The following is a 22,674-nucleotide window of genomic DNA, read 5'->3' on the forward strand; positions in this document are numbered from 1 at the left end:
CGGGCCGCAGGGGCACGACCGGAACGGGGGACCGGTCGCGCCCCGGGCGGTCCCCCGTGTCAGCCCCGCAGCCGTACCGGCACCTCCTGCCAGCCGAACGCGATGAACGACGGCACCTGTCGCATCTCGCCCTCGGCCGCCCGGATCTTCGGGAAGCGCTCGAAGAGCGCGGGCAGCGCGGTGAGCGCCTCCAACCGGGCCAGCGGCGCGCCGATGCACCGGTGCACGCCGATCCCGAACGCCAGATGGTCGTCCGCGCCCCGCGTGGCGTCGAAGACGTCCGCGTCCGGCCCGTAGTGCGCGGGATCGAGACCGGCGGCGGCGTACGTCGTGATGATGGCGTCCCCGGCCGGAACGGTGACGTCGCCGACCTCGATGTCCGTGACGGCGAACCGCAGCGGCAGCGACGCGATGGACGGGTGCACCCGCAGCGTCTCGTCCACCACGGCGTCCCAGGTGATCTCCCCGGCCCGCACCGCCGCCAGTTGCTCGGGCCGACGCAGCAGGGCGACCACCGCGTTCCCGATCAGGTTCACGGTCGTCTCGAACCCGGCACCGATCACCAGGAGCAGTGTGTACAGCAGTTCCTCGTCGCTGAGCCGGTCGCCGTCCTCGTCGCGCACCCGGATCAGCTCGGTGGTGAGGTCGTCGCCGGGGTGCTCGCTGCGGTGGGCGATCAGGGCCGGCAGCACCGTGCCGATCTGCCGCTGCACGGAGGCCGCGTGTTCCGGGCTGGGGTCGGACGTGTCCATGATCGCCGCGATCATCCGTTTGGTGTCGTCCCGCATCTCGTCCGGCACACCGAACAGGTCGCAGATGATCCGCATCGGCAGTGGCTGGGCGAACCCGGCCCTCACGTCCACCACACCACCGTCCGCCCCGGCCGTCTCCAGCGCGTCGATCAGTTCGGCGGTGACCGCCTCGACGCGCGGGCGCATCGCCTCGGTGCGCCGGTGGGTGAAGCTCGGCGAGACCAGTTTGCGCAGCCGGGCGTGGTCGGCGCCGTAGGTGGAGAGCATGTTGACCACGCCGATCAGCCCAGGATCCAGCCCCAGGAGGGATGTCCGGCGATGTGGGGCCACAGCCTCCAGTGCAGCCGGGGATCCTTGCTGACCCGCGGATCGAGGATGAGTTCCCTGAGCACGTCGTAGCCGGTGGGCGCCCAGGCGGGGATGCCGCCGGGCAGCTCCACGGGCACCACGGCGCCGAGGGCGCGCAGCCGGGCGGTCTCGGCGGAGATGTCGGCGCTGAACGGGTCGATGGCGATGCGCTCGGTCTCGGTCACTGGCGGTCTCCTGGCTGGTCGGGCGAGCGAGGGGTGAAACGCACGGGCAGGGCGGTCAGCGACCGGTGGAAGGGACCCGGCCGCCAGGTCAGGCGCTCCCGGGGCACGACGGGCTCCAGGTCGGGCAGCCACTGGGTGAGCCGCTCGATCGCCTCCGTGACGATGAGCAGCGTGTGCTGCTTGACCGGGCAGGCGTGCGGGCCCGCCGACCAGGACAGGTGGGAGGCGTCCCCGGGGCGCCGGGTGTCGCCGTGCTCCTGCTCCGCGAAGTGCGCCAGCGCACCGTAGGAGATGACCACCGGCACCGCCGCCCGGATCCACACGCCGTGGAAGGAGACGGGCTTGCGGGCGAAGTGGATGCCGTAGTCGGCGAGCGGCGTCTCGTGGTGCAGCACCTCCACCACCGCGCCCTCACGGGCCGGGCCCCGCTGGTGAGGGTCGAGTAGTACGCCGTGTTGCCGAGGATCCGGGACAGGGCGTTCGACACCAGGTTCGAGGTCGGTTCGTGCCCGGCACCGAGGGTGAGGAACACCTGCCAGGTGACCTCCTCGGGGGTGAGTCCCGCCGGGTGGTCGAGGAGCCGGCTCGGCAGGTCGTCGCCGCGCTGCTCGACCTTGGCGGCGATCAGCCCGATGACGTAGTCGCCGAACTCCACCTCGCCCTCGGCGGCCCCGGCGCCGCCCTCGATCACCTTGCCGAGGGCGGCGTTGAGCCGTTCGCTCTCGCTGTCCGGCATCCCGAAGAGGCTGTTGAAGACCAGCGCCATCAGGGGGCGGGCGAAGTCGGCCACCAGATCGGCCTCGCCGCGCGGCCCGAACCGGCTCACCAGCACATGCACCGCCCGGTGCACCCGCGCCCGCAGGTCGTGCGGCTCGACCAGGTCGAAGGTGTCGATCAGCGTGCTGCGGTAGCGCACGTGGTCGGCACCGTCGGCGAAGAGGGTGTTGGGCCGCCAGCGCATCATGCCGAGCACCGGCGCGTCGTCGGCGACGGTCGCCTCCCACGGCCGGGGGTCGTGCGAGAACGTCCCGGTGTCGTGCAGCAGGTCCAGTGCGGCCCGCCGGTCGACGACGACGTACGCCGGTACGCCCGGCGCCAGTTCGGCCCAGCCGATCGGGCCCTGGGCGCGCAGGTCGGCGTAGTAGCGGTACGGATCCAGCGCGAAGCCGTCCTCCCACAGCCGCACGGGCACCGAGCGGGAGAAGGCCTCGAGGGCAGGGGGATAGGTGGTCACCGGGACTCCGGAAGATGGCGGTCGATCAGATGCTGTACCAGGGCGAGCAGCGCGTCGAGGGAGGAGTCGCGCTCCCGGGCGTCGCACGTCACCGTCGGCGTGCCCGGATCCAGGTCGAGCGCGGTGCGCAGCTGCTCCTCGGTGTAGTGGCCCGTACCGCTACTACGCCGACACGACGAGCCCGGCCGCCAGCACCCGCACCGCGGAGACCGGAAGCCGCAGCAGCGCCGCGGCCTCCACCACCGTCAGCGCGCCGTCGGCCAGTTCGTCCAGCAGGGCCAGCTGAGCGGCCGGCAGATCGGCCGGTGGAGCTTCGCCGGTGCCGGTGAGCACCGAGAGCCGCTCCAGCCGGGGGCGGCTCGGCCGGGCCACGCCGCCCGTCGCCAGATACGCGGGTACCAGGGGGCGGCCGCCTGGGCGGCCGGTCATGCCGAAGGGCCGCCGTTATGACGCGATCTGGACCCGCTGCCGGGCCTGTTGACGGCGGGCCCGCACGAGCCCGCCACCGAGGGCGAGCGCGGACAGTGTGCCGACGGCGAGCGCACCGGCGGCCAGGTCCGGTAGTTCGATCATCGAAACGGTTCCAGGGGAGGTCGGGCAGAGCGGAATCCGAGGCCCCGGGGCGAGGCACTCGGAGCACAGTACAACCGTCAGCGACCGATCTCGCACGGTGAGGTGGTACTTGGTTCCGAATCCGCTCGCCCGCTGTTCGCTTCTGTGGCAACTGTCTGAAATGCCGTGCTCAGCAAGTGAGTTGATCTGCGAGCGGCGTCAGGTGCCGCAGAGCGGTGCCGGCACGGTGAGGCTGCTGTTCGCCTGGCGCAGCGCCAGTTCCAGGGTGGTCGGCGAGTGCAGCGCGCCCGTTCCGTCGGGCGGGACCAGCCACTCCAGGCACCGGGTGGACCGGTACGGCGGCGGGACCGCCACCCACGCCCCGCGACCGGCGTTGCGCAGGCCGGCGCCGATCCACTTGCTGTCCGGGTCCGGCGGCAGGAAGAAGCCGACCCGGTGGGCGGCGATGTCCACCAGCGTCGGTCCCGGCAGGGGCAGCGTGGGCCGCCACAGGAGGTCCAGCGCGAGCAGACCCAACTGGTCGGGAACGCTCAGCACGTCCCAGAAGCGCCCGGCCTCCAGCAGGGCGACGCCCTCGCCCCGGTCCCAGTCGCGCTTGCATGCCCTGGGATCCGGAGCGGCGGCGGCAAGCCACTCCACTCCGCGCGTCCAGCCGAGATCGCTCATGTTCCGCTCCGGGGGATGGCCGTCCGGTCCCGGCGGGGGCCGATCCGGCATATGCATGCTGGTAGATATTTCTATGCGGCGGAAGGGGTGGCGCGGGCTGGCGTTCATGGCGGTTCCGTTCGACGTTCGGCCGTCTGCGCGACGCCCGCCGCGTGGGCCCAGCGGTGTGCCCGGGGGTCGCAGGGGTACCCGAGCCGCACCGAGGGGCCCACCCCCGAAGGGCCTCGCCGAACCGGTGAAGGAGGATGCCAGGATGACCAGCGGCACGGAGGCCGGCGGCGTGACCGGCACCCCGGACAAGGACTACAACCTGATCTGGTACGTGGAGGCGTGCCTCAACAACGCGCTGCGCCTGGACACGTACATCGCGGACGCGGAGCGCGACAAGGACACGGAGGTCGCGGACCTGTTCCGCAAGGCCCAGGCGGACAGCCGCAAGGGTGCCGAACTGGGCAAGGCCCTGCTGCGTTCCCGCCTCGGCGGCGGCTGATCCCGTCCGCGGCACGGCCTGCCCGGACGTCGACGCGGCCCGCCGGGCGGCCGGGGCCCGGACACCGACGACGCGCCGGTGTCCGGGCTCTCGCACGTGCGGGCGCCGTCAGCCGATGTGGAAGCTGTCCCCGTACACCTTCCAGTCCAGCGGCGGGTTCAGGTCCAGGTTGCCGTTGCGCAGGAACACGCGCTGGGCCGTGTCGACCCGGCTGGTGTCGCTGTGGGCCTCCTCCTGCCTCATCGCCCACACCCGCGCGTCCAGGAAGGCGTTCAGGTACCGCACTTCGTCGCCGCCCTGCGCCGGCGGCACCGCGCTGCGCAGGGCGCGCTCGCGGATGTTGCGGAAGCTGAGTGGGTCGGTGCCGTCGCCGTGCATCACGATGGCGTCGTAGTAGGCGAACTGGCCCAGCGCCCGCAGCCCGTCGGCCTTGCCCTGCCCGACCGCCGGGTCGAAGTACACCCGGTCGCGCTCGTCGTTCTGCGCCTGCTGGAACGCGGTGTCCTGCGCCGCCCTGCGCCAGTCCCTCGGATAGTTCGGGTCGAGTCCGGTGTGCGAGTCGGTGCCGTCGACCCTGCGCAGTGCCGGAAGGTAGGACGCCAGCACGTTGCCCGGCTTGCGGGAGGTGTAGAGCTCGACCAGGTCGAGCATGTCGCCGGTGCCGGAGCAGAAGCCGATGATGCCGGCGGTGTAGCCGCGGCCGTCACCTATGTCCTCGATGTACTGGTACTGGGCCTTCCAGTCCAGCGAGGAGTTCTCCGCGCTGGAGACCAGCTTCATGGCGATCTCCTTCTTGGCCGGGTCGTCCAGTCCCGGCGCCCGTGTCCCGGGAGTCACGGCGGCGGAGGCGGATCCGCCGCCCAGCAGCGGGACGGCGGCCAGGGAGGCGCCGATGAGTCCGATGACGGTACGGCGCGAGGCACGCGCTCGTGCGAGGGGGGTGTCACGGGGGCTCCCGGTGAGGTGGGGGGTGGGGGAAGTGCCGTGCTGCGGGTTCCGTGGTTCATGTGTGACCCGGGACCGACAGGAAAGTTTCCTACCAGAAGCCGGGCGAGCTGAGAACGCCTCGGACGGAATCAGGTACGGACCAGTGCGCGATTCAGCTCAGGGCAGCGGCTGCTCGGCCCAGATCACCTTGCCGCCCGGCAGATAGCGCGTGCCCCAGCGTTCGGCGAGCTGCGCGACCAGGAACAGGCCCCGGCCGCCCTCGTCGGTCATGGCCGCGTACCGCAGGTGCGGGGCGGTGTTGCTGCCGTCGAACACCTCGCAGATCAGGCTCCGGTCCCGCAGCACCCGTACCAGGATCGGCGTGCCGCCGTAGCGGATCGCGTTGGTGACCAGCTCGCTCAGAATCAGTTCCGTGGTGAACGCCAGGTCCTCCAGGCCCCACTCCGTCAGACGCCGGGTGACCGAGGCACGTACCTCGGCGACGGCCGCCGGATCGGACGGCACGTCGATGGCGGCCACCCGGTCCGGCCCGAGGGCCTGCGTGCGGGCGACCAGCAGGGCGATGTCGTCGTTGTGCCGGGCCGGCCGCTGTGAGTCCAGCACCGCCCGGCAGGTGTCCTCCGGCGACGGCCCGGCCTGTTCCAGCGCGGTGCGCAGCAGTTCGAGGCCGACGTCGATGTCGCGGTCCCGGTCCTCCACCAGCCCGTCGGTGTACAGGACCAGCCGGCTGCCCTCCGCCACCTCGATCTCCGCGGTCTCGAACGGCAGACCGCCCAGACCCAGCGGCGGGCCGGCGGGCACGTCGGGAAACTCCACACTGCCGTCGGGCCGGACCAGTGCCGGCGGCGGATGCCCGGCGCGGGCGATGGCGCAGCGCCGCACCACCGGGTCGTAGATCGCGTACAGGCAGGTCGCGCCCGTGACGGGCGCGGTGCCGCCCTCGGTCTCCTCGTCCTGGTCGATCCGGGCGACCAGTTCGTCGAGCAGGCCGAGCAGTTCGTCGGGCGCGAGGTCCAGGGAGGAGAAGTTGTGCACCGCGGTGCGCAGCCGGCCCATCGTGGCCGCGGCGTGCAGCCCGTGCCCCACCACGTCCCCCACGACGAGGGCGACGCGGGCACCGGACAGCGGCAGCACGTCGAACCAGTCGCCGCCGACCCCGGCCTGGGCCGGCAGATACCGGTAGGCGATCTCGAGGGCGCTCTGCTCGGGCAGGCTGCGCGGCAGCAGACTGCGCTGGAGCGTCACCGCCATCGTGTGCTCGCGCGTGTAGCGGCGGGAGTTGTCGATGGACACGGCGGCGCGGGCGACCAGTTCCTCGGCGAGGGTCAGGTCCTCCGGCTCGAAGGGTTCGGAGCCCGCCCCGCGCCAGAAGGTGACCATTCCGAGGATCAGGGAGCCCGCCCGCAGGGGCGCGGTGATCAGCGAGTGGATTCCGTAGTCCAGGGCCTGCGAGGTGAGTTCGAAGTCCTGCGCGTGCCAGCCCGGCGCGTCGCGCAGGCGGGGCTCCAGGGTGGCCTGCCCGGCGCGCAGGCTGCGGGCCTGCGGCGAGGAGCGCACGAACTGGATCCGATCGCCGACCTGGTACAGCGGCGGATCCTTGCGTACGCCCGCCAGCGCCGTACGGCGCATCTCGGTCGCGGCCTCGGGCTGCTCACCGCTGAGCACGGCGTCGAACAGGTCCACGGTCGCGAAGTCCGCGAACCGGGGCACGGCCAGATTCGCCAGCTCCTCGGCGGTCCGGGTGACGTCCAGGCTGGTGCCGATGCCCGCACCGGCCGCGTACAGCATGTCGAGACGTTCGCGCGCCAGCTCCGCCCGGCCGGACAGGGCGCGCAGCTCGGTCGAGTCGCGCAGGGTCGCGACGCTGCCGTGCGGGCCGCCGCGCAGATGGGTGGGCCGCTGGTTGATCGCCAGCAGCCGGTCCTTGACGAGCCGCACCTCGTCCGTGACGACCTGCCCCGAGGCCAGCAGCTCGGCGATGTCCGCGGGCAGGCCGAGGTCGTGGACGCCGCGGCCCTCGGCGTCGTCGGGCAGGCCGAGCAGCCGGCGGGCCTCGTCGTTGGCGAGCAGCAGGCCGCCGTCGGCGCCCACGATGAGCACGCCCTCGCGGACCGCGTGCAGCACCGCGTCGTGGTGTTCGTACATCCGGGTCATCTCGCGGGGGCCGAGGCCCCGGGTCTGGCGCAGCAGCCGCCGGCTCACCAGCGCCGTGCCGGCCGTCGCCATGACCAGCCCGCCCGCCGCGGTGAACAGCACCAGGGGCAGTTGCCGGTTGGCCGCGCCGCCCACGTGCTCGGTGGTGATGCCGGCCGACACCAGGCCGACCACCTTGCCGTCGGGGTCCTTGACCGGCACCACGGCCTGCACCAGCTGGCCTATCGTCCCCTCGACCTCCTCGACGACGGTCCCGCCGGCCAGCGCGGGCCCGACATCGCCGACGAACGGTTTGCCGATCCGGTCCGGGATCGGGTGCGAATAGCGGATGCCGTCCGTGCTCATCACGACGATGAAGTCGACCTCGGTCGCCTTGCGGGCGGCTTCGGCGCTCGGCTGCAGGATGGCCGACGGGTCGGGGCTCTCCAGCGCCTCGCGGGTGCCCGGCCCGTTGGCGAAGGTCTCGGCGACCGCCAAGGACCGGTTGCGGGCCTCCTCGGTGCTGTCGCTGCGGCTCTGCAGGACCAGTGCCACCACGGCCACCACGACCAGCAACAGCACGATGAGGACCTGGAAGACGAAGACCTGTCCGGCGACGCTGCGCCCGCTGAGCGCGGAGCGCACCGCCGTGGCGGGACTCCACCGCGAACGGCCGCCGCGCAGCGGCCCGTCGGGCCCGCCGTTCGCGGCAGACCGCGTCCGCCGCTCGCTCGGCCCGGAAACAGGCGTGCGTGCGGCGTGCTCTGCTGCGGGAGGACGGGTGGGCCGAGTCCGCGATCGGCCCAGGGGGCGGACCATGTGCCCTGTCTACACTCCCGAGCCCGCGGAGGCGAGGGAAGTCACGCCGTGTGGTGAGCCGCTTGTGCCATGTGACGGGGCCCGGAGATACGGTCCTTGGCCGCCTTTCCGGGGCGGCGGGACGATGCCCGGCCTGCCTGTACGGCACCGCCCCGGGTCCGGGGCCCTCAGCTCGGCCTGCCGGGCCGGCGGGCCGCGAGGAGCAGGGCGATGTCGTCGGGGCGGTTCGCGGAATGCCGGGCGACGGCCGTCAGCCGGTCGGCGAGAGTCACCAGGGAGCGGCCGCCCCGACCGCTCGCCGCGGCGCCGCCCGCCTTGGCCAGCGCCACCCGCAGCGCGCTGATCCCCTCGTCGATGTCGGCGCCGGCCCGCTCGACGAGGCCGTCCGTGTACAGCGCGAGCACGGCTCCGGGGTCCATCACCAGCTCGGTCACCGGGTAATGGGCGAGCGGATCCACGCCGAGCACCACACCGCCGGGAATGTCGAGCACGAGCGTACGGCCGCCCGGGCGGCGCAGCAGCGGCGGCGGGTGCCCCGCGCGGGCCACCATGGCCCTGCCGGTGAGCGGGTCGAGACGGACGTAGCAGCACGTCGCGAACTGGCCGGGGTCGAGGTCGATGAGCAGATGGTTGGTGCCGCTGAGCACCTCGTCCGGCGGCCGGTCGTCGAGCGCGAACGCGCGCACCGCGCTGCGCAGCTGACCCATGGTCGCCGCGGCCTGCACCCCGTGCCCCTGCACGTCGCCGATCACGAGGGCGAGTCCGTCCCCGGCCTCGACGACGTCGTACCAGTCGCCGCCGACGTCCATGCCCTGCGTGCCCGGCAGATACCGGCCCGCCGTCTCCACCCGGGGATGCACCGGCAGCCGCCGGGGGAGCAGGGCACGCTGGAGGCCGCGCGCGAGCGCGGCCTCGGTCTCGTAGCGCTGGGCCTTCTCCATGGCATGCGCGATCAGCCCGGCGAGCGCGGTGAGGACCGTGCGTTCCTCGGTGCTGAAGCTGCGGGGCCGGTCGAAGCCGAGGATGCAGGAGCCGACCGGCCGTCCCGACGCGATCAGCGGCAGGAAGGCGCGTGCCCCCTCGGTGGCGTCCAGGGGGATGCCCGGGTAGGTGTCCGCCAGCTGGTGCATGGAGTCGAAGAACAGCGGCTGGCCGGTGGTCAGCGTCTCCACGCCGGGCAGCCGGGCGTCGAGGCCCACCCCCTCGAACGGCGCGAGGAAGCCCGATGGGAAGCCGGTCTCCCAGGCCAGGTACAGGTGCCGCTCCTGAAGCAGATAGATGGCGAGGCGGCGGCCGCCGAACGCGGGCAGCAGCTCCTGCATCACCACCGCGGAGACCTGCCGCGCGGTGGTCGCCTCGGTGAGCGCGATGGCCAGGACGATCGGCCGGAGCACCAGCGAGGTCGTGGCCACGTCGGTGCCGGGCACGTCGGCCGTCGCCACGTCGGCGGGTGCCTCGGGCGGGTCCGGGACCTGTGTGCCGCGACTGGCGGGGGCGACGGTGCAGGTCAGGAAGTCCGGGCCGGGGTGGACGGAGACGGACAGCCAGTCACCGTCGTACGGTTCGGACGGCTCGGCGCAGGTCTCCCGCTCGCCCGGCGGTGGCCGTCTGACGTGGAAGTGCACGGGCTCGGGGGACAGCAGCGCCGCCCGCAGATGGTCCTCGCACGCCGACTGCCCCAGCCACGGCACGCCCTCCCACAGCGCACGCCCGAGGAAGCGCGCCCGCGGTTCGGCCAGCAGTTCGGCGGCGCGCGGGTTGGCGTAGACGATCAGCCCCAGCCGGTCCATGCAGAACACGCCCTGGGGCAGTTGGTCGGCGGCCGCGTCGGCCATCGAGCTCGCGTCGAGCACGATTCCGCCGACCGGCTGGTCCGGGCCGTGCACGGCGGCGTCCGGGCTCCACAGCTCCACCACCCGGGGCGCGCCCTCGGCGGTGCGCACGCGCAGCGGACCGCGCGGCTGCTTGCCGCCGGCCGCCGCCCGCAGCAGGTCCGCGAGCCCCTCCGCGTCCTCCGCGGCCACGGCCCGCACCAGCGCCTCCGAAGCCCACGGCCGTTCCTCTTCGGCCAGCCGGAGCAGGATTCTGGCGCTGTCGTCCGGCGTCACGACATCGGTCGTCGGCTGCCAGGCGAAGCGCCCGATCCGCCCCGGCGCAGGGCGCGTTCCGGGCGGTCGCATGCACAGCGGCTCGTCCTCCCAGACGAGCGCCACCCCCGTCGCCTGCAGCCGCCGCACACCGGTCGCCAGCTCCTCGGCGATCTCGGTCAGCCGGTCCCGCCGGGCCAGCAGCTCGGTGGCGTCGGAGACCGGCGGCAGCAGCACGGTCAGTACGCCGAAGGGTGCCGCCGACCCCATGACGGGCACGTTGATCGTCGCCACCGGGAACGGCAGCCCGGCAGCGAACTGCGGATAGCGGCGCATGCTCTCGGTGCTGTTCGGCAGCACCACCTTCACGCCGAGCCGGTAGGCGTCGGCGACCGGGAACCGGCGGTCCACGTGCAGCCGCCACCACGGCCGGTACAGCCGACCGGGCAGACCCACGAGGACGGCCAGCCGCAGCACACCGGGACTGCCGGACGGAAGATAGACACCCGCGGCGCGGCCGTCGGCGGCGCGGACCGCCGCACCGGCGGCGTCGGCCAGCAGCGTGGCCAGCCCACCGGGTGTCCCGTTCCGGCCTTCGGCGCTCCCAGTCATCGGCCCTACCCCGTCCATGCGCGCCGTCGCGCAGGCGACACAGCAAGAATGCGCCACGACGCCCCTTGCCCGCACCCGGGCGGGCGTGGATCCGGAGCGTACGCCATGGGCGGTCGCACGGAACCCGCCCGGACGGCGCCGATCGGCCGAAGGGCGCGCCGAGCGGCCCGAGCCGGTGACCGCGAGGGTCAGGATGCCCGCAACGTCCGCTTCGCGAGCTCGTACGCCGGGAGCATCGCCTCGTGCTCGGCGGTGTCCAGCCCACCGAGGTGCAGGACGACCGGGCCGTCCGGCGTCACGACGGCGAGCGCGCGCTCCGTCTTGGTCTCGTCCAGCAGCTCGCTGGTGTACCGGTACTCCACCTCGGTGCCGGCGAGGTCCCCCGCCTCGAACGGCCGGTACTTCGCCTCGCTCCCGCCCGTGTCGGCGCCTACGAACCCCTCCAGTACGGCGCGCGCGTCGGCGGCGCCCGGCTCACCCCTCCAGACCCGCAGGAAGCCGATGTGCCCGGCGGGCTTGGCGTCCACCTCGCAGGCGGCGGTGACCGGCCCCTGCCGCCACATCATGTCGGCGAGATCCTCGGGTACGTCCTCGCCGGGGACGCTGGTGGACTCCGCCGTCCACTTCGCCGCGATGTCGAAGGTGACGGGCAGTTCACAGGGAGAGCCCGCGGCCCCGATCGTGCCGCCGCTCTCGACACTCTCACCCGCCGAGTCCGCCTGGTCCGCCTGCCCGGCATTGCCTGCCGTCGATGCGCTCGCGGACGCCTCGGAGTCGTCCTCCGCCGCCCCGCAGCCCGTCAACAGCCCCGCCACCAACGCCACGTGGACCAGCCCCCGCCACGTGTTCCCCGCCCCGACCCGCACCGTGGTGTCTCCTCTCGATCGAAGGCGGAACTCTAACCCGGGCGCTCCCACGGGCAGCGCGCGGGCCCGTCGGGCTCAGCGGGCCAGGACCGCCCGCGCCGCCGCCAGCGCCTGCACGGCGTAGGACCGGCCGAACAGCACGGTGTGCACCAGCAGCGGGAAGAGCTGGTGCAGCGCGACCCGGTCGCGCCAGCCGCCCGCCAGCGGGGCGGTCTCCTGGTAGCCGTGGAGCACCTCGTCGAGATGGGGGCAGCCGAAGAGCCGCAGCATGGCGAGGTCGGTCTCGCGGTGCCCGCCGTGCGCGGCCGGGTCGATCAGCCAGGCGTGCCCGTCGGCGCCCCACAGCACGTTGCCGTTCCACAGGTCGCCGTGCAGGCGGGCGGGGGGTTCGGCGGGCCCCGCGAGTCCCGGGAGCCGCTCGCAGACCTGCTCCACGACGCCCGCCTCGGCGGCGCGCAGCGTGCCGTCGTCCACGGCGCGCCGCAGATACGGCAGGACGCGGTGCTCGGCGTACCAGTGGGGCCAGTCGGTGCCCGGGACGTTGCGCATCGGGGCGAGCCCGATCGAGGCGTCCGTCGGGCCGCCCGGCGGCGGAGCCCCGAACGACCCGGCGCCAAAGGAGTGCAGCGTGGCCAGGTCCCGCCCGAACCGCAGCGCCGCCCGCGTGTCCGGCCGCCCGTCCGGCACCCGGTCGGTCACCAGCCAGCGCGCGTCGTGGCCGTGCACGACCGGAACGCGCACCGCGCCCGCGGCGCCGAGCCACCGCAGTCCCGCCGCCTCGGCTCCCGCGCCACCCGGCGCCTCCTGGCGTTTCACCATCACCACCCGCCCGTCGTCGAGGGTGACCTCGGCGAGCGTGCCGGAGACCGGTCGCACACCGGTCACCGCCCGCCCGGTGAAGCGGGTCGCCGCGGCTTCGGGCCCCTGGTCGCTGTTCTGCACGGCCACCACCGTACGACAGCGCCGAAGGAGGGCATTTGCGGTATCGGCAAAGGCATTTGTCGAGCTCTTCCCGGCCGGGACAGGCTCGGTCCCCGGGCGCCCAACCGGCGCCGACCAGCTTCGTCGCCTCCGAGGAGACCCCGTGACCGAACTCCCCGCGCCCACCGAGCCCGCCGCCTTCTGGGAGGCCCGCTACCGCGACACCGACCGCGTCTGGAGCGGCCGCCCCAACGCCCTGCTCGTCCGCGAGGTGACCGGCCTGCGCCCCGGCACCGCCCTCGACCTGGGCTGCGGGGAGGGCGCCGACGCGGTGTGGCTGGCGTCCGAGGGCTGGCGGGTCACCGGCGTCGACATCTCGCCCACCGCCCTGGAACGCGCGGCCCGGCACGCCGCCGACGCCGGTGTCGGCGACCGCACCGCCTGGGAACGGCACGAACTCGGCCACACCTTCCCCGAGGGCACCTTCGACCTGGTCAACGCGCAGTACCTTCAGTCGCCGGTCGGGCTGGACCAGGAGGCGGTGCTCAGGTGCGCCGCCGAGGCCGTCGCCGAGCGCGGCACGCTCCTGATCGTGATGCACGCCGGCTGGCCCTCCTGGCAGACCGAACCGCCCTTCGCGCACGTGTTCCCCACGCGGGACAGCGTCCTGGCCGAACTGGCCCTGCCGGAGGCGAGCTGGACGGTCGAGACGCCGGAGACGGTACGGCGGGCCAGTGTCTCGCCCGACGGCGAGGAGGGCTTCCGCGAGGACAACGTGTGGCGGCTCCGGCGCCATTGACCTCTCACGACCGGTTCGTTCGGCCGCGCACGACCGGTGCCTCGGGCCTCGCACGAACGGTTCCGTGTGACCGGCACCTGCCCCGGGAACTCGGCCGCCATGACCGAGCAGGCAGCATCCCACGCGTCGTACTGGCTCGACACGGTCCCGCCCGGCGAACCGGCACCCCCGCCCGCCGGTGACCTCCAGGTCGACGTCGCCGTCATCGGCGCCGGCATCGCCGGGCTCAGCACCGCATGGGAGCTGACCCGGCGCGGGCACGGGGTCGCCGTGCTGGAGGCCGACCGGATCGCCGCCGGCGTCACCGGGCACACCACCGCCAAGCTCAGCGCCCAGCACACCCTGATCTACGACCGGCTGCGCCGCACCCGTGGCGTCGACGGAGCACGCCTCTACGCGCGCTCGCAGACGGAGGCCATCCACCACGCCGCCGATATCGTGCGCGAACTGGGCATCGCGTGCGACTGGGAGGACACCGCCGCCTACACCTTCGCGCAAGGGCGCCGCCGTGTCCCCGAGCTGAGGGCCGAGGCGGAGGCGGCCAGCGAGGCGGGACTGACCGCCGGGTTCGTCACCGAGACGGACCTGCCGTTCCCGGTCGAGGGCGCGGTGCGGGTCGCGGACCAGGCCCAGTTCCATCCGCGCAAGTACCTGCTGGCGCTGGCCGACGCCGTTCGCGCCGGGGGCGGGCAGCTGTACGAGGGGACGCGCGTCACCGGGCTCACCGAGGGGGAGCCGTGCGTGCTGACCACGCAGGAGGGAACCCGGGTGACCGCCCGGGCGGTCGTCGTCGCGACGCACTACCCGATCTTCGACCGCGCCCTGCTCTTCACCCGGCTCTCGCCCCGCCGAGAACTGGTGATCGCCGCTCCCGTCGAAGCGGCCAAGGCGCCCACAGGCATGTACATCACCCCCGAGCACCGCACCCGCTCGGTGCGCACGGCACCCTACGCCGACGGCAAACGCCTGCTCATCGTGACCGGCGAGCACTTCACCCCCGGCAGCGGCAAGGACACCGAGGAACTGTTCGCGACCCTCACCGGCTGGGCCGAGCGCCACTTCGGCACGCTGCACCTCAGCCACCGGTGGGCCACACAGGACAACGACTCCACCGACCACGTGCCGCTCGTCGGCCCGCTGCATCCCGCGAGCCATCACGTCTACGTCGCCACCGGCTTCGGCGGTTGGGGCCTGAGCGGCGGCATCATGGCCGGCCGGCTGCTCTGCGACGAGATCACCGGCGGTGAGGCGCCGCCGTGGAGCGAGCTGTACGACCCGCGCCGCATCGCCCCGGTGCTGCGCGAGGGCGGCCAGTTCATCCGCCATCAGGCCACCGTCGCCCGGCACTTCGTCGGCGACCGGCTGCCGGGCCTGACCCGGCCGGGCGTGGACGACCTCGCCCCCGGTGACGGCGCCGTCGTGCACGTCGGCGGCCGGCGCTGCGCGGTCCACCGTGACGAGGACGGGCGGCTGCACGCCGTGTCGGCGCGCTGCACCCACCTTGGCTGCCTGGTGGCGTTCAACCGGGCCGAACAGGCCTGGGAGTGCCCCTGCCACGGCTCCCGCTTCGCCCCGGACGGCCAGGTTCTCCAGGGCCCGGCGGTACGACCGCTGGAACGGCGGGACCTCTGACGGCGGTACGACCGCTGGAACGGCGGGACCTTTCACGTGGTCCACCGGACGGGGGGTGAGCGGCGTTTGAGCCTCGCTGATCGGGCCACCCGGACAGTGACAGCGAATGCCGTCGACGCTTGGAGTGAACGATCGTGGCGCGAGAGCAGAAGGCCAAGGCCAAGATGGAACAGGCCAAGGGCAAGGCCAAGGAGGCGGCCGGCCGCGCGGTCGGCAACGAGCGGATGACCGCCGAGGGCAGGGCGGAACAGTCCAAGGGTGACGCTCGCCAGGCCAAGGAGAAGACCAAGGACACGTTCAAGCACTGAACGGTCGAAGGAGGAGCGGGTCCCCTGCACGAGGGGACCCGCTCCTCGCATGTGCGGCGGTACCCGCGGGCGCTCACCCCGCCCCCGACGGTTGCTACGAACGTTCTCGGTCAAACTCACAGCGTGACCAGGCGGGCACGTCCCGTGCGGATGGCGTGAGCGCACCGCGTCGCCACACCGGGGGCACAGGGCCCCGCAGGGACTTGCGCGCGGCGGAGGCCCACCCCCTTTCGGGGGCTGGACGGCGCGTCAGTCCTTGGCGACCAGGGCCGGCGTCGACGCCGTCAGCACCTCGCCGCGGAAGAAGGCCGGGCTGCGCCGCCGCATCACGGACATGATCACCAGGCCCAGGGCCAGCAGCCCCACGCCGATCACGAACACCGAGCCCACCCCCAGCACGGACGAGCCGCTGCCGTAGGCCGGGTCCCACATGTCGACCAGCGTCTTGGCGAACACCGCCGCCAGCAGCGCGCCGCCGACCACGGGGAACAGCCCCTTGAAGACCAGGTCGCGGCCGGAGCGCAGCAGCTCCGCACGGAAGTACCAGGCGCAGGCGAACGCCGTCAGGGCGTAGTAGAAGCAGATCATCAGGCCGAGCGCGTAGATGGTGTCGACCAGGACGTGCTCGCTGACCAGCGACATCACCGTGTAGAACAGGCCGGTCGCGACCCCCGCGGTCACCGTGGCCCGGCCCGGCGTCTTGAAGCGGGGGTGCACCCGGGCGTACGAGGCGGGCAGGGCCTCGTACGTCGACATCGCCAGCACGGTACGGGCCACCGGGATGAACGTGGTCTGAAGGCTGGCCGCGGCCGAGGCGAGCACGGCGACGAAGAGCAGGATGCCGAGCGCGGGGCCCATCACCGGGCCGGCGAGCGCGGCGAAGACGTTGTCGGAGGTCTCGGGGTTGGCGAGGCCGAGCCCCTGGTCGCCGGAGCCGACGACCATCTGTGCCGCCACGCCGGTGGCCAGGTAGGAGCCGACCAGCACGACCATGGCGACCAGGGCCGCGCGGCCGGGGGTGCGGCTGCTGCCGCTGGTCTCCTCGTTGGCGGTCAGGCAGGCGTCCCAGCCCCAGTACATGAAGATCGACAGCGACAGGCCGGCGGTGAACGCGCCGAAGGACTGCACGGCGAACGGATTCAGCCACGACCACGAGAACGGAGCCGAGGTCGGGAAGTCGACGCTGCCCGCCTTGCTGAAGGCCATCGCCACGAACACGGCCAGCACCACCAGCTGCAGCGCCACCAGCGCGTACTGCACACCCTTGGTCGCGGTCATCCCCCGAAAGCTGATCACCGTCGCGATCGCGATCAGCGCGAGACAGGTGAGGATGTGGACGGCCTTGTTCCCGTCCAGCGCGGCGACGGACTCACTGCCTGTGAGTTCACCGGCCAGCAGCCAGAAGTACGACGTGGCCACGCCGGCCAGGTTCGACAGCACGATGATCGTGGCGATCACCAGTCCCCAGCCGCACATCCAGCCCACACGCGGCCCGAACGCCTTGACCGTCCAGGTGAACGAGGTGCCGCAGTCCGGCATCACCTTGTTCAGCTCGCGGTACGCGAAGGCGACCAGCAGCATCGGCAGGAATCCCGCGAGGAACACGGCGGGCATCTGCACGCCCACCTCGCCCGCGGTGGAGCCGAGCGTGGAGGTGAGGCAGTACACCGGGGCCACGGTGGAGACACCGATGACCGCGCTGCCCAGCAGGCCGACGGAGTTCCCGCTCAGGCCCTTGGCGCGCATCCCCCCGCCGGGGGCCGCGTCCGTGTCTCCGGCCTGGGGCCGTGCGTCCAGCTGATTCATGAACAGGACGTTAATTCCTGCGGTTTCCGTGCCGACTCGCCACGACATAAGCCTAGACCGGAGCTCAAGTTTCGATCATTCGATGGTGCGGGAGTAGTTAGACCTTGGATTAAAAGGTCGCATACGGGTGCTGTTTCGAGCTTCCATAGTCGACTTCCCGGCGTCCGATATTCGGTAATCGCAGCGAGGCCCGATGTGGCGAGTGGTGATCTTTCCGAGTGATCCGCGCCACACCACTCCTCGTGCCCGTTCGTCTTCCGGCCGGTTGTAGGCCCCGGAATGCGTGGCACCTGGGGGGTATGGGATCGATGCGCGCGACAGGACACAAGGCGCGGCGTGGCTATGACGCCGCCGTGGACGCGGTACGGCGGGCCTGCGCGGCCCCGGGCCGGGAGCGCGACCTGGCGGTGCAGGCGGTGAAGGCGGCGTTGGCCGCGTGGGTGGCGTGGGCCGTGGTGGGGTGGTGGCTCCAGGCACCCATGGCGTTCGTCGCGCCCTGGGTGGCGGTAGTCCTGGTGCAGTCGACCGTGTACCGGTCGCTGGCGCACGGCCTGCAACAGCTGGCGGCCATCGCGTTCGGCACCGTGGTGGCCACCGCGGGCGCGCTGGCCCTCGGCAACGCCATGGCCGCGATGGCCCTGGTCCTCCCGGTGGCGGTGCTGGTGGGCAACTGGCGGCAACTGGGCAGCCAGGGCATCTACGCCGCCACCGGAGCGCTCTTCGTCCTCACCGATCCGAACGTCGGCGTCACCGGTTCCGCCGCCCGGATCGCCGAGGCCGTCTTCGGCGCGCTGGTGGGCATCGCGGTCAACGCGCTGATCCGCCCGCCCGTCTACCTGCGCGACACCCGGGCCGCCCTGGAGGACGCGGCGGGGGAGGCCCACACCGTCCTGACGTCCGTCGCCGAAGGGCTCCGCGAGGACGAGTGGGACGCCCACCGCGCCGAGGGCTGGCACGACCGGGCGCTGCGCCTGCGGCGGCTGGTCGACCAGGCCCGCTCCTCGCTGGGCTGGACCCGGGAGAGTCTGCGCGTCAATCCATTCGGCCGGCGCCGCCGGCGCTCGCCCGGCCAGGCGTACGACGACGCCGTCGCCGTCCTGGACTACGTGGCCGTGCACGCCGCCGGGGTGACCCGCACCGTCATGGAGGTCGCCGAGCAGAAGCGGGGCGCGCCCCGGCCCGACCCCCGGATCGCCGGCCCGTACGCAATCTTCCTGTGTCGCGCCGCCGAGGCGATCCACCTGTACGCCCGGACCCGCTTCGGCGACGGATCCGAGGAGGAGCTGCGGGACACCGTCGGCAGACTCGACGAGGCCCTCAACGCCCTGCGGGAGCAACTGCCCGGGTCGGTCCCGAACGACCCCGAGGCGCTCGCCGTCCACGGCGCGCTGCTGGCGCAGGCCGGCCGCCTGGCGGAGCAGTTGCCCCGGGACGCGCGGCGCGGGGAGTGACGCCGCGTCAGCCGCGGAGAAGTTGAACTCGGTAACTATGTGAATTTTGAAGGCGTTCGCATCATTCGCGAGGATGCGGTGACACCGGATGGCGAAGGTACTGCTTTACACCCTGAGGGAGATGGTGACATGCCTTCCACCGAGAAGATCACCACGGAAATCACCGGCATCCAGAGCACCGACATCGACGCGGTGCTCGACCCGGCCGAGGCCGACGGCGTCTACCGCGACAGCCGCGAGTGCGCAGCGCTCGCCCTGTCCGACGGCGGCGGTTCCCTGCTGCTGTCGCCGCCGACCCCGCGGCCCAAGAAGGGCTGACCGGATCGACGGGAGCAGCGAAATGAAGCAGTCTGGCACTTCCGCCCTCCTGGAGGGCGCGGTGCAGGAGCTCGCTTCCGATGTGGTCTCCGCTCTTCGGAGCGGAGGCCACATGCGAGCGGAGGGCACCGCGGTGACGGGCGAGGCCGAGCACGGCGTCGCCTCGGCGGCGGTCCGGGTGGTGGGAGCCGACGTACTCCTCCCGCACGTACTGCTGCACACCTCGCCCACCCCCGGCGAACTCACCCTGTTCCGGGAGTCCGTGGCCGCCTACCCGCCCCGCCCGGGCGCCGGCGGCACCGTCGCGTGGAGCCACTGGGCGATGACCCGAGTGCTGCGCCGGTTCGAGACCGACGTGCCGGTCTCCGGGGAACCCGACACGGCCTGGCTCGACGAGGCCGGCTGGCAGCATCTGACCCACCAGCTCGCGGTGCTGGCCCCGTTGGCCCGGCCCGGCGAGGACTGCGCGGTCATCCGCGTGGCCAAGGGCCGCCCGGTGGATGTCGCCCGGGGCTTCGTGCGGGCGGTGCGCCGCAGGGACTGGCGGCAGGCCGCCGGCGCCGGACGCTGGCTGACCATGCTGCCCGGCGTGCCGGACACCCTGGGACTGGACGCCGGGCTGGACTTCGTGGACCTGATGGGCGGCCAGGACCCGCGCGTGGCCCTGCAACTGCAGGCGGCACGCCTGATGCGGCAGGGTGCGTTCGTATGACCGCCGTCGACGTGCGGGAGAGCCGGCGCGTCGAGGAGGTCGCCAGGGCCGCCCTCGCCTGGGTCCGCGCGCACCGCGAGGAGTTCGCCCTGGGCGAGGACGCGCTGGCCGTCGACGGGCGGGTCAACGCCAGCTGGAAGCCGCTCGGCGAACTGGCCCAGGTCTGCGCGACCGTGACCCGTACCGCCCCGCCCTCGGGCCCCCTGCACGCCTCCGCCCGCGACCTGCTGTCGTTCGCCTGGGAACAGACCGGGCACGGGGAGCTGTTCCTCCGGCTCCAGCGACTGGAACCCTTCGCGACCTACCCCCTCGAGGTGTACGCCGCCCTGGCCTCGGCGGGACTGCGGTACGAGCCATACGAGGCGGCCACCGCCGTCGTCGCCCGCACCCGGGGCTGGCAGTGCACCGAACAGGAACCCACCCGGCGACTCGGCGTGCTCAACGCCGAGTCGCGCAGCGGCATCCGGGAACACGGCATGTGGTCGCCGGCGCTGGACCGCACCTGGTTGGGTGGCCTGCCGGAACCCTGGACCTTCGAACGCGCCACCGGATACGCCGTCACCCACGTCGTCTTCCACCTCACCGACTGGGGGCGCGCCGACGGGGGCCTGCCGCCGGACCTGGAGTCCTATCTCACCGACTGGCTCCCGGCCTGGCTCGACACCTGCGTGGAGGCCCGGATGTGGGACCTGAGCTGTGAACTCCTCGCCGTGGCCGGGAGCATGCCCCACCCTCCGGCCGCCGCGCTGGAGGCCTGGCCCCGCGTCGCGGCGGCGCAGCTGCCCACCGGCGCCGTCCCGGAGCAGGGCGGCGAGGACCGCGGCGACGGCGACGACTTCGCCCACTGCTACCACTCCACCCTCATGGCCGCCTTCGCCGCCGCGTCGACGCTCCGGCACACCGGCCGCGACCAGCTGGAGGTGCTCCGATGACCGAGACCCGCCTGATGCACCACGTCGGAGTCGCCGCCATCGAGTGGCTGTGGACCCACCGCGACAACTTCCGGCTGGAGCCGGACGTCGACCCCGAAGTGGGCTTCCTGGACCGCTTCAAGCCGATCGGTGAACTCGCCCTGATCTGCAAGGTGCTGTTCCGCGAGGGCGTGGCCGGTTCACAACAGGCCCGAATGGCCAGGGAGTTGCTGGACCACACCTGGCGCGACGCCCTGGACGGCGGCCGCATGCTGGTGCGCGGCCAGCAGGTCGAACCGATCTCCCCCATCCCCTTCGAGGTGTACCTGCCGTTCAAGGAGCTCGGCTACAGCCAGCCCGAGGTGGAGCGGGCCGCCGTACTGAACCACCGCTTGGGCAGCTGGTCCGCCTTCGAGGCCAATCCGACCCGCCGGCTCGGCCTGTCCGCCTTCCAGCGCCGCTTCGGCCTGGCGCCGCACCCGCCCGAGGCCGAGGCACTCGGCGCCACCTGGCTGGCCCGCACGCCCGAACCGTGGACGGTCGAGGGCCACATCGCCTACACCGTCACCCACACCGTGTTCCACCTCACCGACTGGGGTGAGCACCCCGACCGGCTGCCGCCCGCCCTCGCCGACTACCTCGCCACCTGGCTGCCGGTGTGGCTCGACGACTGGCTGGACCTGCAACGCTGGGACCTGCTCGGCGAACTGCTCGTCGTCGACGCCTGCCTGCCCCACCCCACCCTGGACCCGCGCGCGTGGCAGGGGTTCGCCGCCGCCCAGCGGCCCGACGGGGCGATGCCGGCGCTGCGCACGATGCCCGAAGGCAGCCCCGAAGAGGTGTTCGACCTCGTCTACCACCCCACGCTGGTCGCCGCGTTCGCCTCCGTGCTGGCCACCTCCCGGGCCCTGAGCGAAGTGGCCCACGCGTCATGACCGGCGCCCGCACGCCGTGGCCGGGAGCACCGTTCGACACGGAGCCACCGCGTGATGCCGCGTCCCTCGCCACCGTGGAGCCCGTGCCCCCCGCACCGGCGGTCACCTGGGAGGAGGACGGCCGGCTGGCGCTGCTCCTCGAGGACGCGGTCGCCGCGTCCGACGCCCCCGACGTCGTCTTCGCCGTCACCCGTCACGGCCGCCGCACCCTCCGCTCCGGAGGTACCGCACCGCCTCCGCCCCTGCTCCGCGAGGACCTGCGCTACGAGATCGGCTCCGCCACCAAGGCCTACACCGGCCTGCTCCTCACCTACCTGGTGGACAGCGGCCGACTGACCGGCGGCGAGCCCGCGCTCGGCCTCCTCGGCCCCGGCCGGGACACCGGCGACGCCCCCGTGACGCTCGCCCACCTGATGACCCACACGTCCGGCCTCCCCGCCCTGCCACGGGACTTCTACCTGCAGGCCATGCCCGCCTGGCACACCAACCCCTACGCCCGCTACCCCGCGGCACGGGTCGTCGACGCGTTCCTGCGGCACCGCCCCCGCCACCGGCCCGGCACCCGATGGCACTACTCCAACTTCGGCGTCGCCGTCCTCGGCCACGCCCTGGCCCCGGCTCTGGGCGCCTCCTGGGAGAACCTGCTCACCGAGCACGTGCTGCGCCCCCTGCGGCTGCACGGCACCGCCCTGCGGCCCAGCGACTCGCAGCTGGACGCCGTCGGCCACACCAAGGACGGCACCGGGACGCTCCCCGGCTTCGACGCCGGAGGCTTCACCGCCGCGGGCGCGGTCCGGGCCACCCCGCACGACCTGCTGACGTTCCTCGAAGCGCATCTCGACCCCGGCGACTCTCCCCTGACGGGCGCGCTGCGCGCGGTCCGCACCCCGGTGCTCCGGCGCGGGCTGAGCCACCGGCACGTCCACACCGTCACGTGGTTCCGCCACCCCACCGCCGAGGGCGGCCCGATGTACTTCCACAGCGGTGCGACCCTCGGCCAGCAGGCGTTCCTGGGCTTCCGGCCGGACACCGGCACGGCGGTCGCGGCGCTGTGCACCCGCCGCTTCCGCGCCGGGGACCCGTTCGTGGCCGCGGCCTACGCGCTGCTCACGGAGGACTGACGGAGCCGCGACGGGGGCGGCATCGGACGCGGCGGTGTGCCGCGTCC

At 73.2% G+C, this 22,674-nt stretch carries 18 protein-coding genes and 4 pseudogenes; 10 read left to right on the top strand and 12 right to left on the bottom strand.

All coding sequences use genetic code 11. The annotated features are described in order from the left end of the window. Nucleotides 1-59 precede the first annotated feature (59 nt). The 6 genes and pseudogenes from ACFV6X_RS31205 to ACFV6X_RS31230 all read right to left on the bottom strand — a co-directional run bounded on the left by ACFV6X_RS31205 (nucleotide 60) and on the right by ACFV6X_RS31230 (nucleotide 3,758). Nucleotides 60-1,285: pseudogene (locus ACFV6X_RS31205) on the bottom strand (cytochrome P450). Continuing rightward, nucleotides 1,282-2,519 (bottom strand): annotated as a pseudogene (locus ACFV6X_RS31210) (cytochrome P450). The pseudogenes ACFV6X_RS31205 and ACFV6X_RS31210 overlap by 4 nt, the downstream one beginning before the upstream one ends. Continuing rightward, nucleotides 2,516-2,668: pseudogene (locus tag ACFV6X_RS31215) on the bottom strand (ATP-binding protein); the annotation flags it as partial. The pseudogenes ACFV6X_RS31215 and ACFV6X_RS31210, both read right to left, overlap by 4 nt. 25 nt (nucleotides 2,669-2,693) lie before the next feature. Then, nucleotides 2,694-2,948, bottom strand: a pseudogene (locus ACFV6X_RS31220) (DUF742 domain-containing protein); the annotation flags it as partial. Nucleotides 2,949-2,963: 15 nt separating this feature from the next. Beyond that, on the bottom strand, nucleotides 2,964-3,092 hold the full coding sequence (locus ACFV6X_RS31225; protein ID WP_385389278.1) for a hypothetical protein: 129 nt from the start codon (nucleotides 3,090-3,092) through the stop codon (nucleotides 2,964-2,966). Nucleotides 3,093-3,290: 198 nt separating this feature from the next. Next, complete coding sequence (locus ACFV6X_RS31230) at nucleotides 3,291-3,758, bottom strand: hypothetical protein (protein ID WP_385389280.1); 468 nt, start codon at nucleotides 3,756-3,758, stop codon at nucleotides 3,291-3,293. Nucleotides 3,759-4,011: 253 nt separating this feature from the next. On the opposite strand from ACFV6X_RS31230, the gene ACFV6X_RS31235 reads away from it, so the two are divergent. Continuing rightward, a complete protein-coding gene (locus ACFV6X_RS31235) occupies nucleotides 4,012-4,248 on the top strand; it encodes a hypothetical protein (RefSeq protein ID WP_385389282.1) in 237 nt (78 codons plus the stop codon). A 108-nt stretch (nucleotides 4,249-4,356) separates the two neighbouring features. On the opposite strand, the gene ACFV6X_RS31240 is transcribed toward ACFV6X_RS31235, so the two are convergent. The 5 genes from ACFV6X_RS31240 to ACFV6X_RS31260 all read right to left on the bottom strand — a co-directional run bounded on the left by ACFV6X_RS31240 (nucleotide 4,357) and on the right by ACFV6X_RS31260 (nucleotide 12,655). Continuing rightward, the gene (locus ACFV6X_RS31240; protein ID WP_385389323.1) at nucleotides 4,357-5,151 is read right to left on the bottom strand and encodes a chitosanase; all 795 of its coding nucleotides are present in this window, start codon (nucleotides 5,149-5,151) and stop codon (nucleotides 4,357-4,359) included. A gap of 201 nt (nucleotides 5,152-5,352) precedes the next feature. Continuing rightward, a complete protein-coding gene (locus ACFV6X_RS31245) occupies nucleotides 5,353-8,148 on the bottom strand; it encodes a SpoIIE family protein phosphatase (protein ID WP_385389284.1) in 2,796 nt (931 codons plus the stop codon). Nucleotides 8,149-8,315: 167 nt separating this feature from the next. Next, the gene (locus tag ACFV6X_RS31250; protein ID WP_385389285.1) at nucleotides 8,316-10,847 is read right to left on the bottom strand and encodes a SpoIIE family protein phosphatase; all 2,532 of its coding nucleotides are present in this window, start codon (nucleotides 10,845-10,847) and stop codon (nucleotides 8,316-8,318) included. A 188-nt stretch (nucleotides 10,848-11,035) separates the two neighbouring features. Further along, nucleotides 11,036-11,713 carry a lipoprotein gene (locus ACFV6X_RS31255; RefSeq protein ID WP_385389287.1) on the bottom strand — a complete coding sequence of 226 codons (678 nt, stop codon included), beginning with the start codon at nucleotides 11,711-11,713 and terminating at the stop codon, nucleotides 11,036-11,038. Between the two features lie 75 nt (nucleotides 11,714-11,788). After that, a complete protein-coding gene (locus tag ACFV6X_RS31260; protein WP_385389289.1) occupies nucleotides 11,789-12,655 on the bottom strand; it encodes a fructosamine kinase family protein in 867 nt (288 codons plus the stop codon). 142 nt (nucleotides 12,656-12,797) lie between these two features. Between ACFV6X_RS31260 and ACFV6X_RS31265 the strand changes: the two genes are divergently transcribed. From ACFV6X_RS31265 to ACFV6X_RS31275, 3 genes are all read left to right on the top strand, one after another. Beyond that, nucleotides 12,798-13,433, top strand: coding sequence for a class I SAM-dependent methyltransferase (locus ACFV6X_RS31265; RefSeq protein ID WP_385389290.1), 636 nt, complete (start codon nucleotides 12,798-12,800; stop codon nucleotides 13,431-13,433). A 99-nt stretch (nucleotides 13,434-13,532) separates the two neighbouring features. Beyond that, nucleotides 13,533-15,065: an FAD-dependent oxidoreductase gene (locus tag ACFV6X_RS31270; protein ID WP_385389293.1), complete on the top strand. Its 1,533-nt coding sequence runs from the start codon at nucleotides 13,533-13,535 to the stop codon at nucleotides 15,063-15,065. Nucleotides 15,066-15,199: 134 nt separating this feature from the next. Beyond that, entirely contained in the window at nucleotides 15,200-15,373 is a 174-nt protein-coding gene (locus ACFV6X_RS31275; RefSeq protein WP_385389295.1) for a CsbD family protein, read from the top strand. Between the two features lie 249 nt (nucleotides 15,374-15,622). On the opposite strand, the gene ACFV6X_RS31280 is transcribed toward ACFV6X_RS31275, so the two are convergent. Next, nucleotides 15,623-17,179 (bottom strand): APC family permease, encoded by a 1,557-nt coding sequence (locus tag ACFV6X_RS31280; RefSeq protein WP_385389297.1) that lies wholly within the window; start codon nucleotides 17,177-17,179, stop codon nucleotides 15,623-15,625. Nucleotides 17,180-17,487: 308 nt separating this feature from the next. Between ACFV6X_RS31280 and ACFV6X_RS31285 the strand changes: the two genes are divergently transcribed. The 6 genes from ACFV6X_RS31285 (at nucleotide 17,488) to ACFV6X_RS31310 (ending at nucleotide 22,627) form a co-directional block, all read left to right on the top strand. After that, nucleotides 17,488-18,630, top strand: coding sequence for an aromatic acid exporter family protein (locus tag ACFV6X_RS31285; protein ID WP_385389300.1), 1,143 nt, complete (start codon nucleotides 17,488-17,490; stop codon nucleotides 18,628-18,630). 129 nt (nucleotides 18,631-18,759) lie between these two features. Then, on the top strand, nucleotides 18,760-18,948 hold the full coding sequence (locus ACFV6X_RS31290) for a hypothetical protein (protein WP_365451190.1): 189 nt from the start codon (nucleotides 18,760-18,762) through the stop codon (nucleotides 18,946-18,948). Between the two features lie 22 nt (nucleotides 18,949-18,970). Then, a complete protein-coding gene (locus ACFV6X_RS31295; RefSeq protein ID WP_385389303.1) occupies nucleotides 18,971-19,660 on the top strand; it encodes a hypothetical protein in 690 nt (229 codons plus the stop codon). Continuing rightward, nucleotides 19,657-20,592: a DUF6895 family protein gene (locus tag ACFV6X_RS31300; protein WP_385389305.1), complete on the top strand. Its 936-nt coding sequence runs from the start codon at nucleotides 19,657-19,659 to the stop codon at nucleotides 20,590-20,592. Before ACFV6X_RS31295 ends, ACFV6X_RS31300 begins: the two co-directional genes overlap by 4 nt. Continuing rightward, nucleotides 20,589-21,506, top strand: coding sequence for a DUF6895 family protein (locus ACFV6X_RS31305; RefSeq protein WP_385389307.1), 918 nt, complete (start codon nucleotides 20,589-20,591; stop codon nucleotides 21,504-21,506). The genes ACFV6X_RS31300 and ACFV6X_RS31305 overlap by 4 nt, the downstream gene beginning before the upstream one ends. Further along, the gene (locus ACFV6X_RS31310) at nucleotides 21,503-22,627 is read left to right on the top strand and encodes a serine hydrolase domain-containing protein (protein WP_385389310.1); all 1,125 of its coding nucleotides are present in this window, start codon (nucleotides 21,503-21,505) and stop codon (nucleotides 22,625-22,627) included. Before ACFV6X_RS31305 ends, ACFV6X_RS31310 begins: the two co-directional genes overlap by 4 nt. Nucleotides 22,628-22,674: the final 47 nt, after the last annotated feature.

The sequence above is a fragment of the Streptomyces sp. NPDC059861 genome (genome assembly GCF_042731435.1).
Classification (GTDB): domain Bacteria; phylum Actinomycetota; class Actinomycetes; order Streptomycetales; family Streptomycetaceae; genus Streptomyces.

Coding starts and splice junctions, on each gene's coding strand:
- ACFV6X_RS31280 (WP_385389297.1), bottom strand. CDS start 17,179: ATGAATCAGCTGGACGCACGGCCCCAGGCCGGAGACACGGACGCGGCC.
- ACFV6X_RS31290 (WP_365451190.1), top strand. CDS start 18,760: ATGCCTTCCACCGAGAAGATCACCACGGAAATCACCGGCATCCAGAGC.
- ACFV6X_RS31295 (WP_385389303.1), top strand. CDS start 18,971: ATGAAGCAGTCTGGCACTTCCGCCCTCCTGGAGGGCGCGGTGCAGGAG.
- ACFV6X_RS31235 (WP_385389282.1), top strand. CDS start 4,012: ATGACCAGCGGCACGGAGGCCGGCGGCGTGACCGGCACCCCGGACAAG.
- ACFV6X_RS31250 (WP_385389285.1), bottom strand. CDS start 10,847: ATGACTGGGAGCGCCGAAGGCCGGAACGGGACACCCGGTGGGCTGGCC.
- ACFV6X_RS31300 (WP_385389305.1), top strand. CDS start 19,657: ATGACCGCCGTCGACGTGCGGGAGAGCCGGCGCGTCGAGGAGGTCGCC.
- ACFV6X_RS31285 (WP_385389300.1), top strand. CDS start 17,488: ATGCGCGCGACAGGACACAAGGCGCGGCGTGGCTATGACGCCGCCGTG.
- ACFV6X_RS31305 (WP_385389307.1), top strand. CDS start 20,589: ATGACCGAGACCCGCCTGATGCACCACGTCGGAGTCGCCGCCATCGAG.
- ACFV6X_RS31225 (WP_385389278.1), bottom strand. CDS start 3,092: ATGATCGAACTACCGGACCTGGCCGCCGGTGCGCTCGCCGTCGGCACA.
- ACFV6X_RS31230 (WP_385389280.1), bottom strand. CDS start 3,758: ATGAGCGATCTCGGCTGGACGCGCGGAGTGGAGTGGCTTGCCGCCGCC.
- ACFV6X_RS31310 (WP_385389310.1), top strand. CDS start 21,503: ATGACCGGCGCCCGCACGCCGTGGCCGGGAGCACCGTTCGACACGGAG.
- ACFV6X_RS31270 (WP_385389293.1), top strand. CDS start 13,533: ATGACCGAGCAGGCAGCATCCCACGCGTCGTACTGGCTCGACACGGTC.
- ACFV6X_RS31245 (WP_385389284.1), bottom strand. CDS start 8,148: ATGGTCCGCCCCCTGGGCCGATCGCGGACTCGGCCCACCCGTCCTCCC.